Raw genomic sequence first — 14070 nt, forward strand, 5'->3', positions numbered from 1 at the left:
CTCCACCCTAGCGACGGGGCCGGATAGAATGCCAAGAGTGACCGGTCTTTATTACCTCATCGCCAAATTGCCCACCGCAGCCACCATTGCGGTGGTCATTGCCATGATCTCTACCGTGCTTACCCGTGATGAGCCCTTCAACCTGGGTGGTGTGCTGTTTTTCCTCGGTGTGTGGCTAGCACTAACCATCATCGCAGCGGTCATCCTCATGGTCATCGAGTTGATCAGGGACTGGCTCTAGGTCTAGCGAAAATCTCGCGATCCACGGCTGAGAAATCCTCCGCTGGTTAACGGCTCAAATCGATCAGCCTGCACCGACACTGACCCGGTAGCATTGTGCACTATTCCACGCACCACCAGTGCTTTTGCACTTTGAGCGAGCACCCGGTGCCGTTGCCAGAGTCCAACGGAAACAACAACGTTGATCAGTCCGCTCTCATCTTCCATCCCCAAGAAGGTTAGTCCGGATGCCGTGGCTGGCCGCTGCCGATGGGTAATCACTCCAGCCACTCGGATTCGAGTTCCATCAGGGACTTCTGTGAGCGAGGCCGCGCTAAGAACTCCTGCCTGCTTGAGTTGTTCACGCAGTAATTCCATCGGTTGGCGCTGTGGAGTAATACCGGTGGCCGCGATGTCGGCGGCGATCAGCTCCAACTCACTCATTCCGGGTAACGGTGGGGCTGCAATCGCAGAAAGTCCCGGCAGCATCCCCAGCTGTTCGGTGGCAGCCACCCCCGATTGCCAGAGCGCTTGGCGACGCTCCAGTCCGAAGTCTCCCAGCGCACCAGCCCGAGCCAGGGCTTCTACTTGTGCGAGATTCACTCCTGCCCGGCGCGAAAGATCGGCGATGTCCTTAAAAGGTGCGGCTTCCTCGATCCGGCCAGCAGCAGCTAGACCGAGTCCAGCAACAACCTCCAAGCCCAATCGAATTTTTCCTTCAGTGATCTGTGCCGATGCACCGGAGTCATTGACGCTCACCGGTAGCACCACTACCCCATGACGACGCGCATCCTGGATCAGCGATTGCGGTGAGTAAAAGCCCATGGGTTGAGCACGCAGCAAGCCCACGCAGAATTCGGCCGGATAGTGATACTTGAACCAAGCAGAGAAATAGACCAGGGAGGCGAAGGACTGAGCGTGGGATTCTGGGAAACCGTAGGCGGCAAAGGCCACGATCTTGTTCCATAAGGTCTCCGCTCGTTCCCCGGTGATGTCGTTGAGCTCTCGTGCCCCAGAGAGAAATCTCTCTTTTAGCTCTGCCATTTTTGCCGGAGATCGTTTCGATCCCATCGCCCGGCGCAGTGAATCTGCTTCAGCGCTGCTAAATCCGGCGGCATCGACAGCGATCTGCATGAGCTGTTCTTGAAAGAGCGGAATGCCCAGGGTTTTCTCCAGCGCTGGGCGCAGTACTGGATGATCGTAGACAATTTTCTCGGAGCCATCCCGCCGTTTCAAATAAGGGTGGACGGATCCGCCTTGGATTGGCCCTGGCCGAATGAGGGCCACTTCAACGACTAGGTCAAAAAATACCCGAGGCTTCAGCCTGGGCAGAGTGGCTAGCTGTGCGCGGGATTCAACTTGAAACACTCCGATGGCGTCGGCTCGACAAAGCATGTCGTAGACCTCAGGCTCGGCTAGGTCTAGTTCCCACAGGTTGATGGTTCGACCGTGTTGTTGTGCTACCAGGTCGATCATGTGATGCAAGGCTTCGAGCATGCCCAGCCCCAGCAGGTCGAATTTGACCAGTCCAGCCCAGGCGCAGTCATCCTTATCCCATTGCAACACTGTGCGGCCGACTTTCCTCGCCCATTCCACCGGCACCACATCAGAAAGTGGCCGATCACAGATGACCATGCCACTGGAGTGAATTCCCAAGTGTCGTGGCTGGCCTTTGAGCTGCTCGGCCAATTCAATAACCGCTGATGGTGGTGTTGTTCCCCGCGACCACGCATCGATGTGTCCGGTTGGGTATCCGAGCGCTCGGGCGGCGTCCCGGATTGCGCCTTTGCTCCGATAGGTAATCACGTTGGCGACTTGGGCAGCTCGCTCACGGCCGTGGGTGTCGTAGACGTAGGCGATGACTTCTTCACGACGTCCAGATTCAATATCGATGTCGATATCTGGGGGTACGTCGCGTTCTGCAGATAGGAAGCGTTCAAATAACAGTCCCGCGGAGATAGGTTCCACGTTGGTGATCCCCAGGCAAAAGCACACCACCGAGCTGGCTGCCGAACCACGGCCTTGGCATAAAATATTGCGACGCTTACAAAACTCGACCAAGTCATTGACAATGAGGAAGTACCCGGGAAAATTCAGCTGGCTAATTACTGCCAGCTCATGCTCAATCTGGCTAGCGGCTTGCTCCCAGAGTTCTGCTCCTCTGCTTGCGTATCGACGCCCCGCTCTACTGAGCGTTAGTTCCCGCAGCCAGGTCATTTCGGTGTGTCCAGCAGGAGTAGGAAAATCAGGCAGGCCGGGAGCAAGCAGGTCGAGAGTAAACGCGCATTCTTCGGCGATAGCAATGGTCTCAGCAAGCAGCTTTTCCCGACCCGGCAGCATGCGGGAGATCTGTTGCCCAGAGCGCAACCACGGCGCACCCATCGGATGCAGCTGTGCTGACGCTTGCGATAATGATTTCTTGACCGCTAAGGCGCTTTTGAGTGCCGCCAGCCTCGCGTGTTCACGGGTGGCTGCCTTCGGTAGTGCAGTGACAATGGCCCGCAGATGAGGGTAGTGATCAAGTCGTTCATGATGATCAGCGTCTTCTGGAGTCATGGTGACTGCGTATTCAAGCACTAGAGCTTTTTCGCCGAAAATCTCTAACATCTCATCAATGTCGTCGATCCAATCGTGTCCGAGCACAATCAGACAACTATCTGCCAGGTCATGAGCAACACCTGCCAGGTCTGGGTACCTGACCTCACCTTTGGCTCCGGCGGCCAGGCGAGCACGAGCGATCAATCCAGAAAGCCTGCGGTAGCCGTTGGGTCCTCGTGCCAGGACGGTCAGAATCCGTTGCCCCCAACTGAGCTCCGCACCAAATACGGTGGGCAGATCGTAGGCGGCGGCAGACTCTGCGAACCTCACTGCCCCATAAAAGCCGTCTCGATCGACGAGCGCTAGTGCCGGAAGGCCCAGTTCAACGGCCCGGTGGACCATCGCTTCCGGTTCGCTGGCTCCGCTGAGAAAGCTATAGGAAGACACCGCATGCAGTTCTGCAAAACAACCATCTTTCCTAGCCTGCGGAAGAGCTAACCCAGGCGTCGGAAGATGGTCCACTGACACCGGGGAGAGTCCTGGTTTTCCGGACAAGATGTCCGCTAATCGCGACCACTTCAGCGGCTGGGCCCCCTGAAATTCCATGCCCTCAACCTAATGGAGTCGAACACATGTTCCAAATGGTGCAACTAAAAATGAATCAAATGTAGACAGAGCGGTATGCATAGTGCTAGGTTGTCCATCAACTGCTGAAAAACAGATTCATTGAAAAGGACACACACCCATGAACTTCCGCCGTATCCTCGCGGGCACTGCTGCATCCGCACTCCTGGCCACTGGACTGGTTGCTTGCTCTGACTCCGAATCTGACACGGAATCCGATGCACTCGCCGCTGGCGATACCATCCGCGTCGGCACCACCGATGTCAATCTCCCTGAGTGGGACGTATTCCAGGACCTGGTTGAAGCTGATGGCATCGACATGGAAATCGTGGCTTTTTCTGATTACAACACCCCCAACGATGCGCTGGCCCAAGGCGAGATCGATGTCAACAAGTTCCAGCACCTGCTGTTCCTGAATGACTACAACACCAAAACCGGCTCCGACTTGGTCCCGACATCAGCTACCGAGATCTACCCACTGGCACTGTTCTGGCAGGACCACGACTCCATCGATGGCATCGAGGGCGAGACCGTCGCCATTCCCAACGACGCCACCAACCAGGGCCGTGCCATCAACGTCCTAGTCCAGGCTGGCCTGATCACGCTCAAGGAAGAGGGACTGCTCAACCCGGAACCGGCCGACATCGACACCGATGCCTCCGAGGTCACCGTCACCCCGGTCGATGCTGCTCAGACCACCACCGTGTTCTTTGAAGGCACCCCGGCTGTCATCAACAACGCCTTCGTTGGCCGCGCTGAAATCGATCCGCTCGACGCCATCTTCCAGGATGATCCGAGCACCGAGCAGGCAGAGCCTTATATCAACGCCTGGGTCACCACCCCGGAAAACGCTGATAACGAAACCATCCAGCGCTTGGCAGAGCTGTGGAAGGATCCGTCCGTCACTGAGGCCATCCTCGAAAGCTCCGGAAACACTGCCGTCAAGGTCGATCGCACCCGTGAAGAACTCGACGAGATCATGGTCCGTCTTCAGGATGCTCAGTAATCTTCTGACGCGGTAGAGACACCCCAAAAAAACTCCTCGCAAGAAAACCCCGTCGCCCATCTGCGACGGGGTTTAGCATTGGCCCAGCTTGTTCTCCCACTTCAAAATGAAGGGTCTTCGCCTCGTGCCCGAATCAGTGACCTCCCACCCCCGTAATGGCACTCTCATCGAGTTTCGCGATGTTAGTAAGGTCTTCACCAACTCCCGCAAGACCGAAACTCGAGCCGTCGACGGAGTGAGCCTGACCGTCAATCCGGGAGAAATCCTCGGCGTAATCGGCTACTCCGGTGCCGGAAAGTCCACACTCGTACGTCTCATCAATGGCCTCGACACCGCCACCTCAGGTCAGTTATTGCTCGATGGCACCGACGTAGTCGGATTGCCCGAAGCCAAGCTTCGAAGCATCCGGACGAGCATCGGCATGATCTTCCAGCAGTTCAATCTTTTTCGCTCTCGTACCGCCGCTGGCAATATCGAATACCCGCTCAAGCTCTCTGGCATGGGCAAAGCGGAGCGTAAAAAGCGAGTCGCTGAACTGCTCGACTTTGTCGGGCTGGGTGATAAAGGCGGCAACTACCCCGAGCAGCTCTCAGGTGGCCAAAAACAGCGCGTAGGCATTGCACGTGCACTGGCGACCAACCCAAGCCTTCTATTGGCCGATGAAGCCACCTCCGCACTCGATCCGGAAACCACCCAAGACGTACTCTCGCTACTGCGCGAGATCAATCGCAATTTGGGTATCACTATCGTCGTCATCACCCATGAGATGGAAGTCGTCCGCTCTATCGCCGACAAGGTCGCCGTGATGGAAAGCGGCCGGGTTGTCGAATACGGCAGCGTTTACGAGGTGTTTTCTCATCCACAAACCCCCGTGGCCGCCAAGTTTGTCTCCACGGCTTTGCGCAACACACCCGATAACGTCGAAGCAGAAGATTTACTTGCCCACGACGGCCGCCTGTTCACCATTAATCTGACGGAAAATTCCGGCTTTTTCGGCGCCGCTGCCCAAGCCCGAGACAATGGTGTCTCCATCAACATCGTCCACGGTGGAGTCACCACACTCCAGCAGCATTCCTTCGGCAAAATGACCGTGCGCTTGAATGGACCGACTGAAGCTATCAATAACTTCCGCGATGCCCTTGATCACACCACCGATATCCAGGAGATCACGCGATGACCACCACTTACCTCGCTGCTGACTGGGTCAGGCTGGGCCCGACCTTCTTCGAAGCCATCGTCGACACATTGGTCATGGTCTCGATCACCATGGTCATTGGTGGCTTCATGGGACTAGTGCTCGGAGTGCTGCTTTATACCACCCGCTCCGGAGGTGTTCTCCAGTACCGGCCCGCTTATTGGATCCTCAACCTGCTGGTCAACTTCATCCGGCCGATTCCCTTTATCATCATGATTGCCATGTTCGCACCGCTCACACTCAACGTGGTGGGAACGACCATCGGGCGCCAGGCCGCGATCTTCATCATGTGTATCGCAGCCTCCTTTGCCGTGGCCCGCATCGTTGAGCAAAACCTCGTGGCCATCGATCCCGGTGTCATCGAGGCAGCTCGCGCCATGGGTGCTGGCCCGTGGAAGATCATTTCCACGGTCATCCTCCCCGAATCGCTTGGCCCATTGGTACTGGGCTACACGTTCATCTTCATCGCAGTAGTCGACATGTCCGCTATGGCTGGCTATATCGGTGGCGGCGGGCTCGGCGACTTCGCCATTGTCTACGGCTACCGCGCTTATGACCTCGAAGTCACCTACGTGGCCGTCATCGTGATCGTGATCATCGTCCAGATTGCCCAAGCCTTGGGCAACTGGCTCTCTCGGAAACTCCTGCGGCGCTAGCTAGTGGGCAGCCGCCCACCAGCGGGCCAGATCGTTCAGGGCGTCTTGCCCACCCGCGGTATAGGCCGCCCAGTCGGGGCCGTGGCCGCTGGTGTGCTCCCAGTGAGCACACTCGGCGTCGATAAGCGCCGCGGGATCTCCTGCCGCTTCTCGACGCAGCGTTCGCAGCAGGGAACCGAGTCCGGCGACTGCCCCCTCGTGATATTTAAAGGCCGGAAAGCTCCGGCCTTCCCTACCCATCAGGCAGGCTGAGGTCTCACCGGAGAGCTCCGTCATGGCAGCTACTGCCCGATGCCGCTCCCGAGTGAGGTGGTCTACCAGCTTGGTGCGATCAGTCATATCCCAAGCCTAAGCCAGAAATCTGGCTTGAGTAGCTAGGCTCCGAGCCTGCCGCTGAGCCGGTCCAAGCGGTCCTGGCTGGGGCCATCTAACCCGATGATCGAGACGGTCTTGCCTCGGTCCTGGAATTTCTGCGTGATTGCATCCAGGGTGGCTACCGTGGAGGCGTCCCAGATCTCAGCGCCAGTAAGATCGATGACGATATTGTCAGCGTCATCCTGGTAGTCGAAGCTATAGACCAAGTCATTGGATGAAGCCCAGAAGAGCTGGCCATTGACCCGGTAGGTGCGGGTGTCAATCTGTCCGTCGAGGTTGGTGTCGAGTTCTTCGACCATCTCCACGTTCACTAGGTGGGCCACGCGGCGGGCGAACATCACGATCGCGGTCAGTACGCCGAGGCCAACGCCAATGGCTAGGTTGTGGGTATAAAGCGTGCCAGCGACCGTGGCCACCATCACCAAGGTCTCACTCAGTGGCATGAGTTTGAGGGTGCGCGGGGAAACCGAGTGCCAATCGATGGTGTTGATGGATACCACCACCATGATGGCCACCAAAGCGGCCATCGGAATCAGTCCCACAATATCGCTCAGCGCCACCACGAGGATGAGCAAGAACACACCGGCTAGTAGCGTCGACAGACGGGTACGAGCACCGGATTCACGGACGTTGATCATGGTCTGACCGATCATGGCGCAGCCACCCATTCCGCCAAAGAGACCGGAAGCGATATTGGCCACACCCTGTCCCCAGCTCTCACGGGTCTTATCGGAATGAACATCGGTGATGTCATCGACGAGTTTGGCCGTCAGCAATGATTCCATCAGCCCGACCAAAGCCATCGCGAAGGCGAAGGGAGCGATGATCTGCAATGTTTCCATCGTCCAAGGGACATTGGGGATTAACAGCTCTGGCAGGGACTCCGGCAGCTCACCCTGGTCGGAGACATTCGGGATAGTCCAGCCAAACATGACCACGACACCGGTGACAATCACGATGACCACCAACGGGGCGGGGACAGCTGAGGTAATCCGAGGGAAGAAGAACATAATAGCCAGACCCACGGCAAACAGCGGGTATACCAACCACGGCACCCCAATCAGATGGGGAACCTGCGCCGAGAAGATGAGAATACCCAGAGCGTTGACGAATCCGGTCATTACTGAACGCGGAATAAACCTCATCAGCTTGGCCACACCCAGGGCTGCCAATACGATCTGGAATACGCCAGCCAGCATGACCGTGGCGATGAAATAATCTAAGCCATAATCTCGAGCAACTGGGGCAATCACGAGGGCGACTGCGCCGGTGGCTGCAGAGATCATCGCCGGGCGCCCGCCGGTGAAGGCGATCACGATCGCCATAATCACCGAAGAGAACAAGCCCACTCGCGGATCAACGCCCGCGAGAATGGAAAATGCGATCGCCTCGGGAATTAGCGCCAGCGCGACCACGAGGCCAGCGAGGACCTCTGTGCGTAAGCGGGCAGCGGAAGAAAAACTATAGCGGAAGGACGCCAGGATGCCGGTCGGGGCCTCCTGCACGGGTGCATCGATAGCAACGGTATGAGACAAGATGAATTACTCCCTGATTGGGGATGAAAATGACAATGGGTAGAATCAATAGAAACAAAAACCTACCGTAACGGTAGAGTTGCCAATGGACAACTTGCGCAGGAAAGAAGGCACGGGCATGGACGAAGGTATGAAGATCGGCGAGGTCGCCGAGCTCACCGGACTATCCATCCGGACACTGCGCCACTACGACGACCTCGGGGTCATCTCTCCTTCTGGGCATACTCCCGGCGGATTTCGGCTCTACGGCGAAGCCGATCTCGAGCGCATCTTATTGATCCGCCGGATGAAACCCCTCGGGTTCACCCTCGAAGAGATCCGCGACTTTCTCGGACACGTCGACGAGCTGGAAGCCGGCCAGCTCCATGCTGGCAAGGTTGTTGACAACTACCGCGAAGACGCCCGCGCCAGGCTGGATTCACTGCGACTGAAGGTCTCCTACGCGGAGGAATTCCTCGCGCTGATTGACCGGGTCCAGACGTCCCCCCACTGACCCAGCTAGCCCCGCCATTAGCTTTTATCCCAGTGCTAAAGATTCTAACTTCGTGGCCACCCAGACCTTGCCAATCTTGGGCTGATCTCCGCAAGAAGAAACAATTCCGGAGACCTCTTGCTGCTCCAACCAGACCTTCCATGAGCGGCCGTCAGCATGCGCGATAACCACCGGATCAGCTGCTTGATCAACAACGCTGAGGTCTCCATACCGCAGGGTTTCGCGAGCGTCGGAAAGCAGTTTTCCCACCGCAACTTCCGCGACCTGAGCGCGCGGGCCATAGAGTCCGCGCCCACGATTACCGGGATGGAACCATTGCCCAGCCAGTGCCGCATTAACCAGGCCATCAGCAGCCTCGACGTTGAGCCGGCCGAAGCTATATCCCCAAGGCATGAGCAGAATCGACGGGGCGAAGCGATGCCCCTTAGTGTGTGAGGTCTCCCAAACCACTTCACCGGAATGCCGCTGCGCTAATTCCGCAGCCAGCGGCCGCCCTTTCAACGCGCAACAGACATCCCGTTTGCCGTGTGTGCATATCAGCACCAGGGGATGCGCCACTGTTTCTGCACCATTGCGACCAGGTCCGGACAGATCAAGATCCAGGATTGCCTCTGGGCTGGAAACCATCAGCCTTTCCACCACTGCCTCAGCAGCAAAAACCAGAAAGAGATGATGACAAGTGATCTTGCGCCCATCTCGGCCTGGGTGACGGATCAGTTGCAGGCCCGCGGTATTCGCGAGTTTTTTCTTCAGCTTCGCAGTGAGCTCATCACCAAAGACCCCACCATCGAGGATGTCCCGACTCCATCCGTGCGGCCACTCTAAAAGGACATAGACCCGCTCCCGTTTCGCAGACCCCGCAAGAGGCTCGACCTCGAGATCGGAACAACGGGGAGCGTCAGAACACGCAGAGGAAGTGGCCATGGCCTATAGACTACTTCCCTCAACAGTCCAGCGACTTCACTCACTAGCCCCAAAAAAGACGACGAAAAGCAGCTAATTACAACAATTCGTTTACGATCGCCAGATCTTCCTCCCTGACTTCGTCTTTTTAGTGCATTTAAGTCTACGGTGTAGCTATGATCGAGCCTCTTCGCACATCTTCGCAACGACGGACCACTCTGGCCGCCATTGTTGCTGCCGGCGCCCTCGGACTCGCTTCCTGCGGTGCGGGGACCTCGACAGACACCGATGCCACCAGCAACGCCGTAGACGAATCCACTGACGCTTCAATGATGTCCATGGACTCCAGCGCTTCCGCTTCATCGACAGACGCTGGGGTAACTCCCCTGGGTACCGCCGATATCGCGCAAAAAACACTACGCCCCGAGGCCTCCTCCCAGTTGATGGTCTCCAATGTTCGAGTAGGCAGCCATGAGGGCGTGGACCGCGTGGTATTCGACCTGGTTGGTGAAGGAGAACCTGGCTGGTTCATCGACTACACCGACTCCCCTGCTCAACAGGGTTCTGGCACTGCCATCGAATTCGAAGGCGACACCGCACTCAACGTCAACATCGACGGTACTGCTTATCCTTTCGAGCTAGGCAAAGAAGATCCAGACATCGGCACCGTAGATGGCGCCGGCAGCATCACTCAGATTGTCTCAGCTGGCACGTTCGAGGGCCGCTCCCAGTTCGTCATCGGACTCAACGAGCAACAGCCGTATTCTGTCCAGGTTCTCCAGGATCCACATCGCCTAGTCATCGACTTCCCGCAGGGCTAAATCTCTCTGTTTTAGTTAAAACTCTTCGATTACCTAGACGGGTTCTAGTCATAGATTGCTTCAACCCGCCAGCTGGTGCCTCCGCCGATCCAGATCAGCAACCAAGCCCGCGGATGAGACTCTAGAGCAGACTGGCCGACTACCTGCAGCCGGGCGACACGACTGCTCTCCAGTGCCCACCAGCTAAGATCCACTGGCCATGGCCCAGCCCAGCCCGTTACCTGGAATCGTTCGCGCCCCCACCTCAAGGTGTGTGGAAATGCGCTCAACAATGCCTCCGCTTGCACGGAGACATCATCGCCCGCCGCATCTAAGAGTCGGACCCGGGCAGCAGGATGGGAATACCCAGGCCCCAGCCGCGCAGGCAACGGCGAGGGCACTCGCCCTGGCACTAGCTTCACACCCTCAGCTGCTGGCTCCCCCGATTGATTGTCAGCTCCATAGGCTAGAAAATCGATCCGCTCTACGACTCCCCGGCCGCCCGCTAATCGCGGCTGCAGTACCGCCTCAACCCCCAATAACGATTGCGCCCTGCCAATTGCGGTGTCCGCCAGTGCCGCATCGCCGGCCTCCCCGGCGCGCCACAGCTGCCCAGCATGCTCCGGAATGACCGTCTCCAACGGATCTAGTGTTAAAGCCAAAATCGGTCCGATGCCACCTAGAGTTAGCCAGCTATCGAGTTGCCAACGCACTCGATCGGCAGTGGCAGATTCACTCAACACTCCGGTGGTGCGCCAGATCCGTTCCACCCCTTTATCTTCCGCCAGCTTCACGTGGATACGCAGCCGCACACAATTCAGACCAGCCTCTTCGAGGCGAGTGTGCAGCAGTGCTGCCAGATGACGGGCAACAAAAGCCGCAGCATCAACACGGTCAATCGGATCTTCCGGGGTCACCGAAACCCGCAGTTCTAGATCAGGTGAGCGCGATGCCACTCGACGATGCTGCTCCGCTCGAGCTATTCGGTGGCAGGCTAATCCAGCGCAACCGAAACGAGTGGCCACCGCGGTAACCGATAACGCAGCCAACTCGCCGAGCGTGGAGATTCCGAGTTGCTGGAGATTGGCAACCACTTCTGGTTCGCAGTGCAGACTCACTTCAGCAGTCAATAAAGCGAGTGGTTGCTCTGCTAAAAACTCTGCTGAACAACCCTCCGGCACGACCTTTCCGATACCGGTACGGGCGGCGATCAACGCGGTCGGTATCTCATCAGCTACTCCGACGCAGGCGTAGACGCCATGATGAGATACCGCGTCGATCAGGAGCTCCACCGCCGCATCCTCAGATCCGTGGAATTTCCCGGCTGCACGGATATCAACGATGACCAGTCCCGGGCGCAACACTTCAACCAAGGCAGCTAGCTCATCTAACGCGGCGATGATCGACTCAAATACCCGCGCATCCCGGTCCGGATCGTGATCTAGGAGCACCAGTTCCGGACAGACTGCTTTAGCCTGTCGAATGCGCATTCCACGGCTGACTCCGCGGCCCCGGGCGGAGGAAGAACAAGTCCTAATCCGTTGGCTTTCCACAATCGCGAGAACCCACAATGGATCATTGCCAGTGAGATGAGCAGCTTGAATAGGCCAGTCCGGAAACCACAGAGCCGCCACTCTCATGCTCACACCAATTTCAGAGCACGCGGCTGCGGGCCACGACCAACCAGTACGGTCGCGGTGCCTGGCCGGTGGCCTCTTTCTGTCACACCAACCGTGATCTCAATACCGTGGATCCGCCCCACTCCTGCACCAATCCCGTGGTAGCTGCTTACGCTGGCAGTAATTCGTACTGCCGGAGCGCTCACCGTGGCACCAACTATCACCAGCGCCGCCAGGCCACCTCGAAGCTTCCCTAATAATGGACGTATGTGCACTGGGGAGAGCGCTACTGGGCTGGACCAATAGGCAATGACGAGATCTAAGCCTTCAACCAGAACCCCAAGAGTTCCCAACCGATCAGCTCCCGGATCAGGTATCACCACCACCCGATCCAGCCGCCCATGTTCGATCACACCAGCTAATGAAAGTTCCGGCCAGCCCACGATCCCGACTCGCCCGCCACCTGAGGTGGCATGTGCAATTAGTTCAACCACCAATGCTGGACAGTTCGCTACTTCCGTCACCGCACGGCGAACAACACCCCCATTTTCTAGAAGATTTCCCAGTTCAGGTGGCACGGCAATAACATCGGAAAGCTCACCTGTCCGCATGTCACGATCTTCGCCCTCCCCACCCAGGCCAGCCATACGGGCCCGAAGAAGCGCAATGCGCTCGCCTTTGGGGAGCCCGGAAAGATCTCCCCCTTCCCAGGCTTTAAGAACACCTGTTCGAATCATGGGCATAAGTATGCGCTGTTGCCTCAGACCCGTCAACTGGTACCGTTAACCAGCATGAATGCCTACTCCAACCTGCGCTCGAATACCACCCCCATCCCTACTCCGGCAGTAGTTCGATTGGGAACCTCTGCGCTCATCGGCTTGGGAGTAGCCGCACTATCTACTGAACTTCCCCGCGGAGTTCAGGTGGCAGTGATGGTCATCGCCATTGGTGCTGGAATCCTGCTGCTGTTTGGACATCCTTATCGAAAGCAGATCAAGGACTACTTGGAGCGTCGTAATCTCCGCAACAAGCCCAAGTTTGCTCGAGTCATGCCGCTGTTTACTGTCTGGCTAGCTTTGATGGTCATGCCTGCCTTCGCCCCACTACCTATCTGGGGAAGCCTGCTGGTATGGCTGGGCATATTTGGCTGGATGTACTGGGTATTCCCACACGTCGATGGATCACGCGCGTTGGCCTTCGCTTAACCAGGCCGACAATCTCCTAGAACTCCTCGCCGGCTTCCCTGGCTCGACGTCCCATGGCGTTGAGCTTAATGTTTGCCCAGTTGTAGAAGACATTCATCCCCGCAAAAATCAAAACCATCGCGATCAGCGTGGGCAACCACGCTGCCCAACCCAAATCTGCCTGCCAGATCACTAATCCAGTGAAGATGACCGCCGCCACCACCACTCGGACCGGCTGAAAAGTGTAATTGCTGTCGTCGCCTCGTGCCATATCAGTCCAGATCCCTTGAGTGAGCCCAACGCGTGAGCGCGTGGCGGTTAGATTGTTGTGTCTTGCGCAAAATATTCGAAGCGTGAGTCTCCACCGTCTTAACAGAGATAAACAGCTCCTTGCCAATCTCCCGGTAGGTATAGCCCCGGGCTAATAGCCGCAGGACTTCCAATTCCCGGCGCGTCAGCGCATCCACCACCGGATCATCGACCCGTTTGGGCTCTTCTTCCGAGTCTTCCACCACTTCCCCACCGGCAAAAGCATCAAGCACAAAACCTGCCAAACGTGGGGAAAAGTACGCGTCTCCAGAATTCACCCGCTCGATAGCCTCGAGCAATTCTTCACCACTAATACTCTTGGTGACATAGCCACGGGCACCACCTCGAATAACCGAAATGACATCCTCCGCCGCATCAGAAACACTCAGAGCGAGGAAAGTCGTCTCCACAGATACGCCCTTAAGCACTGCAAGGCCACCACCATTAGGCATGTGAACATCGAGCAGTACGACATCAGGGCGGGAGGCATCAATACCTTCGATCGCCTCAGCTACCGATCCGGCCTCGCCAACGACGTCTACCTTCTCCGTCAGCTCCGCACGAGCACCGGCGCGAAACACCGAGTGATCATCGACTAAAAAGACCTTCACCAT

At 57.4% G+C, this 14070-nt stretch carries 15 protein-coding genes; 7 read left to right on the forward strand and 8 right to left on the reverse strand.

Features of this window, described 5'->3' with window-relative positions; all coding sequences use genetic code 11:
- Positions 1-37: 37 nt before the first annotated feature.
- Complete coding sequence (locus C5L39_RS05820) at positions 38-241, forward strand: hypothetical protein (RefSeq protein ID WP_123047953.1); 204 nt, start codon at positions 38-40, stop codon at positions 239-241.
- Positions 242-243: 2 nt separating this feature from the next.
- Here C5L39_RS05820 and C5L39_RS05825 read toward each other — a convergent pair whose 3' ends face one another.
- Positions 244-3363 (reverse strand): error-prone DNA polymerase, encoded by a 3120-nt coding sequence (locus C5L39_RS05825; RefSeq protein WP_123047954.1) that lies wholly within the window; start codon positions 3361-3363, stop codon positions 244-246.
- A 139-nt stretch (positions 3364-3502) separates the two neighbouring features.
- On the opposite strand from C5L39_RS05825, the gene C5L39_RS05830 reads away from it, so the two are divergent.
- From C5L39_RS05830 to C5L39_RS05840, 3 genes are all read left to right on the forward strand, one after another.
- Positions 3503-4387, forward strand: a complete 885-nt coding sequence (locus tag C5L39_RS05830) for a MetQ/NlpA family ABC transporter substrate-binding protein (RefSeq protein WP_123047955.1) — start codon at positions 3503-3505, stop codon at positions 4385-4387.
- Between the two features lie 124 nt (positions 4388-4511).
- Complete coding sequence (locus C5L39_RS05835; protein WP_245974915.1) at positions 4512-5564, forward strand: methionine ABC transporter ATP-binding protein; 1053 nt, start codon at positions 4512-4514, stop codon at positions 5562-5564.
- Complete coding sequence (locus C5L39_RS05840; protein ID WP_123047957.1) at positions 5561-6238, forward strand: methionine ABC transporter permease; 678 nt, start codon at positions 5561-5563, stop codon at positions 6236-6238. Before C5L39_RS05835 ends, C5L39_RS05840 begins: the two co-directional genes overlap by 4 nt.
- On the opposite strand, the gene C5L39_RS05845 is transcribed toward C5L39_RS05840, so the two are convergent.
- Together C5L39_RS05845 and C5L39_RS05850 are read right to left on the reverse strand one after the other, a co-directional pair.
- Positions 6239-6577, reverse strand: a complete 339-nt coding sequence (locus C5L39_RS05845; RefSeq protein ID WP_123047958.1) for a hypothetical protein — start codon at positions 6575-6577, stop codon at positions 6239-6241.
- 35 nt (positions 6578-6612) lie between these two features.
- Positions 6613-8148, reverse strand: coding sequence for a SulP family inorganic anion transporter (locus C5L39_RS05850; RefSeq protein WP_245974916.1), 1536 nt, complete (start codon positions 8146-8148; stop codon positions 6613-6615).
- An 85-nt stretch (positions 8149-8233) separates the two neighbouring features.
- Here C5L39_RS05850 and C5L39_RS05855 point away from each other — a divergent pair, with 85 nt between their 5' ends.
- On the forward strand, positions 8234-8641 hold the full coding sequence (locus C5L39_RS05855; protein WP_245974917.1) for a MerR family transcriptional regulator: 408 nt from the start codon (positions 8234-8236) through the stop codon (positions 8639-8641).
- Between the two features lie 24 nt (positions 8642-8665).
- Here C5L39_RS05855 and C5L39_RS05860 read toward each other — a convergent pair whose 3' ends face one another.
- The gene (locus C5L39_RS05860; protein WP_123047961.1) at positions 8666-9565 is read right to left on the reverse strand and encodes a ferredoxin family protein; all 900 of its coding nucleotides are present in this window, start codon (positions 9563-9565) and stop codon (positions 8666-8668) included.
- A 155-nt stretch (positions 9566-9720) separates the two neighbouring features.
- Between C5L39_RS05860 and C5L39_RS05865 the strand changes: the two genes are divergently transcribed.
- Positions 9721-10365: an AMIN-like domain-containing (lipo)protein gene (locus C5L39_RS05865; RefSeq protein WP_123047962.1), complete on the forward strand. Its 645-nt coding sequence runs from the start codon at positions 9721-9723 to the stop codon at positions 10363-10365.
- Positions 10366-10409: 44 nt separating this feature from the next.
- On the opposite strand, the gene C5L39_RS05870 is transcribed toward C5L39_RS05865, so the two are convergent.
- Entirely contained in the window at positions 10410-11984 is a 1575-nt protein-coding gene (locus tag C5L39_RS05870) for a DNA polymerase Y family protein (RefSeq protein ID WP_123047963.1), read from the reverse strand.
- A gap of 2 nt (positions 11985-11986) precedes the next feature.
- A complete protein-coding gene (locus C5L39_RS05875; protein ID WP_123048190.1) occupies positions 11987-12700 on the reverse strand; it encodes a hypothetical protein in 714 nt (237 codons plus the stop codon).
- 54 nt (positions 12701-12754) lie between these two features.
- Between C5L39_RS05875 and C5L39_RS05880 the strand changes: the two genes are divergently transcribed.
- Positions 12755-13168 (forward strand): hypothetical protein, encoded by a 414-nt coding sequence (locus C5L39_RS05880; protein WP_123047964.1) that lies wholly within the window; start codon positions 12755-12757, stop codon positions 13166-13168.
- Positions 13169-13184: 16 nt separating this feature from the next.
- Here the strand turns inward: C5L39_RS05880 and C5L39_RS05885 are convergent, their stop codons facing one another.
- Positions 13185-13418, reverse strand: coding sequence for a hypothetical protein (locus tag C5L39_RS05885; protein WP_123047965.1), 234 nt, complete (start codon positions 13416-13418; stop codon positions 13185-13187).
- A 1-nt stretch (position 13419) separates the two neighbouring features.
- On the reverse strand, positions 13420-14070 hold the full coding sequence (locus tag C5L39_RS05890) for a response regulator (protein ID WP_123048191.1): 651 nt from the start codon (positions 14068-14070) through the stop codon (positions 13420-13422).

It is taken from the genome of Corynebacterium alimapuense (assembly GCF_003716585.1).
GTDB classification, from domain to species: domain Bacteria; phylum Actinomycetota; class Actinomycetes; order Mycobacteriales; family Mycobacteriaceae; genus Corynebacterium; species Corynebacterium alimapuense.

Bases quoted from the DNA above. Each gene is read 5' to 3' on its own strand.
- C5L39_RS05825 (WP_123047954.1), bottom strand. From the start codon at position 3,363: ATGGAATTTCAGGGGGCCCAGCCGCTGAAGTGGTCGCGATTAGCGGAC.
- C5L39_RS05830 (WP_123047955.1), top strand. From the start codon at position 3,503: ATGAACTTCCGCCGTATCCTCGCGGGCACTGCTGCATCCGCACTCCTG.
- C5L39_RS05840 (WP_123047957.1), top strand. From the start codon at position 5,561: ATGACCACCACTTACCTCGCTGCTGACTGGGTCAGGCTGGGCCCGACC.
- C5L39_RS05845 (WP_123047958.1), bottom strand. From the start codon at position 6,577: ATGACTGATCGCACCAAGCTGGTAGACCACCTCACTCGGGAGCGGCAT.
- C5L39_RS05855 (WP_245974917.1), top strand. From the start codon at position 8,234: ATGGACAACTTGCGCAGGAAAGAAGGCACGGGCATGGACGAAGGTATG.
- C5L39_RS05860 (WP_123047961.1), bottom strand. From the start codon at position 9,565: ATGGCCACTTCCTCTGCGTGTTCTGACGCTCCCCGTTGTTCCGATCTC.
- C5L39_RS05865 (WP_123047962.1), top strand. From the start codon at position 9,721: ATGATCGAGCCTCTTCGCACATCTTCGCAACGACGGACCACTCTGGCC.
- C5L39_RS05870 (WP_123047963.1), bottom strand. From the start codon at position 11,984: ATGAGAGTGGCGGCTCTGTGGTTTCCGGACTGGCCTATTCAAGCTGCT.
- C5L39_RS05875 (WP_123048190.1), bottom strand. From the start codon at position 12,700: ATGATTCGAACAGGTGTTCTTAAAGCCTGGGAAGGGGGAGATCTTTCC.
- C5L39_RS05880 (WP_123047964.1), top strand. From the start codon at position 12,755: ATGAATGCCTACTCCAACCTGCGCTCGAATACCACCCCCATCCCTACT.
- C5L39_RS05885 (WP_123047965.1), bottom strand. From the start codon at position 13,418: ATGGCACGAGGCGACGACAGCAATTACACTTTTCAGCCGGTCCGAGTG.
- C5L39_RS05890 (WP_123048191.1), bottom strand. From the start codon at position 14,070: ATGGTGAAGGTCTTTTTAGTCGATGATCACTCGGTGTTTCGCGCCGGT.